The sequence below is a fragment of the Streptomyces malaysiensis subsp. samsunensis genome (genome assembly GCF_024519315.1).
Taxonomy (GTDB): domain Bacteria; phylum Actinomycetota; class Actinomycetes; order Streptomycetales; family Streptomycetaceae; genus Streptomyces; species Streptomyces malaysiensis.
Map to the genome: position 1 here is coordinate 1 of NZ_JANIIC010000177.1, position 2,988 is coordinate 2,988.

Annotated in this window: 2 protein-coding genes; both read left to right on the top strand. The window is 72.9% G+C overall.

The window, feature by feature from the left end; genetic code table 11:
* The coding region (locus NQU54_RS48250) for a type I polyketide synthase (RefSeq protein ID WP_257636605.1) at positions 1 to 1,338 on the top strand (1,338 nt) is incomplete at its 5' end.
* Positions 1,339 to 1,349: 11 nt separating this feature from the next.
* On the top strand, positions 1,350 to 2,988 hold a 1,639-nt coding region (locus NQU54_RS48255), incomplete at its 3' end, for a type I polyketide synthase (RefSeq protein WP_257636606.1).

The following is a 2,988-nucleotide window of genomic DNA, read 5'->3' on the forward strand; positions in this document are numbered from 1 at the left end:
ACCGCGGTCGCTCCCACCGAGCCGGTGGCGATCGGCGAAGGAACCGTGCTGATCACCGGCGGCACCGGGAGCCTCGGCTCCCTCATCGCCCGCCACCTCGTGACCGAACACGGCGCCCGCGACCTGGTCCTGGCCAGCCGCCAAGGACCCGACGCGGACGGCGCCACCGAGCTCATCGCCGAACTCCAACAGCTCGGCGCCCAAGTCCGCGTCCGCTCCTGCGACACCGGCGACCGTGCCGCACTCGCCCGCCTCAACGACGAGACCGGCCCGCTGACCGGCGTCGTGCACACCGCCGGAGCACTGGCCGACGCCACCGTCGAGCACCTGGACGCCGACGCGCTGACCGCCACCTTCGCCCCCAAGGCCGACGCCGCCTGGTGGCTCCACGAACTCACCCAAGACCAGAACCTGACCCTGTTCATGGTCTTCTCCTCGCTGGCCGGTGTGCTCGGCAGCGCCGGACAAGCCAACTACGCGGCCGCCAACAGCTTCCTCGACGCCCTGATCACACACCGCCGACGCCACGGCCTCCCCGGCACCTCACTCGCCTGGGGCTCGTGGGAACGCACCAGCGGCATGACCGCCCACCTCACCCGCGCGGACCACGACCGGCTGGCCCGTGCCGGCCTGCGGCCGCTCACCGACGAGCAGGGGCTGGAGTTCTTCGATGGCGCGCTCGCCGTCGACCTCGAACAGGTGGTGACGGCCACGTTCGACCTGCCCGCCATCGGCCGCTCCGGCGCGGTGCCGGTTCTGCTCCGCGGGCTGGTGCGCGCGCCACGCCGAACGGCCGTCGGGGCGGACTCCGGCGGGGCCGAGCCGTGGACGGAACGGATCGCGGCGCTCGCCCCGGATGCCCGTGAGCGGTCGGTGCTGGCGTCGGTGATCGAGCAGGTGGCCCAGGTGCTCGGGCATCCGGACCCCGGTGCCATCGAGCCGGACCAGGCGTTCAAGAGCCTCGGCTTCGACTCCCTGACCGCCGTGGAGTTCCGCAACCGGCTGTCGGCGATGACCGGGCTCCAGCTGCCCGCCACGCTGGTCTTCGACTATCCGGCGGCCGGAGCGGTCACGCGGTACCTGCTGGACCAGGTCTCCCCCGCCCCGGCGGCCGCCGGGCCCGACGACGACCCGGACGAGCGGGAGTTGCGCCGGGTCCTGGAGCGGGTGCCGGTCGCCCGGTTCCGCGAGGCCGGGGTGCTGGAGGCGCTGCTGAAACTGGCCGGTCCCGACCCGGCGCGGACACCGGACGCGGCCGAGCCCGACGAGGACGGCCTGATTGACGCCATGGATGCCGAGGCGCTGATCCGGCACGTGATGGACGGAACCGGAGCCTGAGGGGCGCGACGATGACCAATGAACAGCTTGTCGAGGCGCTGCGCGTGTCGGCCAAGGAGAACGCCCGGCTGCGCCGGGAGAACGCCTCGCTCCAGGAGGGGGCGGCCGAGCCGGTTGCCATCGTGGGGATGGCCTGCCGACTGCCCGGCGGGGTCGACTCGCCGGAGTCGCTGTGGGAGCTGATGGCCTCGGGCGGGGACGCGGTCTCGCCGTTCCCCACCGATCGCGGTTGGGACCTGGACGGCCTGTACGACCCGGACCCGGATCACCCGGGCACCGCGTACGTCCGCGAGGGTGGATTCCTGGAAAGCGCCGGTGCGTTCGACCCGGACCCGTTCGGCATCTCGCCGCGCGAGGCGCTGGCCATGGACCCGCAGCAACGACTGCTGCTGGAGACCACCTGGGAGGTCCTGGAACGCTCCGGTATCGACCCGACCACCCTGCGCGGCAGCCGCACCGGTGTGTTCACCGGCATCATGTACCAGGACTACGTGACCCGCCTGCGCGACTTCCCCGCCGAGTTGGAGGGCTACCTCGGCAACGGCAGCGCGGCGAGCGTGGCCTCGGGGCGGGTCTCGTACACCTTCGGCTTCGAGGGCCCGGCCGTCTCGCTGGACACCGCCTGCTCCTCCTCGCTGGTCGCCCTGCACCTCGCCGTGCGGGCGCTGCGCTCCGGAGACTGCTCGCTCGCCGTCGCCGGCGGCGTCACGGTGATGTCCGTTCCGCATCCGTACGTAGAGTTCAGCCGGCAGCGGGGGCTGGCCGTCGACGCGCGGTGCAAGAGCTTCGACGCGTCCGCCGACGGCACCGTGCTCAGCGAGGGCGTCGGCCTGCTGCTGGTGGAGCGGCTGTCCGACGCCCTTCGACTCGGACACCCGGTGCTCGCCGTGGTGCGCGGCACCGCCGTCAACCAGGACGGCGCCTCCAACGGCCTCACCGCCCCCAACGGCCCCTCCCAGCAGCGCGTCATCCGTGAGGCGCTCACCGACGCCAGGCTGACCGCGGCCGACGTGGACCTGTTGGAGGCGCATGGCACAGGTACCAGGCTCGGTGACCCGATCGAGGCCCAGGCCGTGATCGCCACCTACGGGCAGGACCGTGACCAGCCCGCGTGGCTCGGGTCGCTGAAGTCCAACATCGGGCACACCCAAGCCGCGGCCGGAGTGGCCGGTGTCATCAAGACTGTCATGGCCATGCGCCACGGTGTGATGCCCAGGACGCTGCACATCAGCGAGCCGACGCCGAACGTCGACTGGTCGGCGGGCGAGGTCCGGCTGTTGACCGAGGCCCGGGACTGGCAGGGTACCGACCAGCGCCCGCGGCGTGCCGCGGTGTCGTCGTTCGGCATCAGCGGCACCAACGCCCATGTGGTCCTCGAACAGGCCCCCGCGGCGCCGGAGCCCGACGTGCCGGTGACACCGCCGGTCGGACCGGTGCCCTGGGTGCTGTCCGCACACACCGGGCCCGCGCTGACCGCCCTGGCAGAACGGCTCGCCACGCATGTCGAGGAGGACGAGGCGTCGCTCGGCGACGTGGCGCACACCCTCAACACCACCCGTGCCACCCTGCCGCACCGCGCTGTGGTCGTCGGGGAGACCCGCGAGGAGTTCGTCGCAGCGCTCCGTGCCGTACGGCCGACCCGGCCGCGGC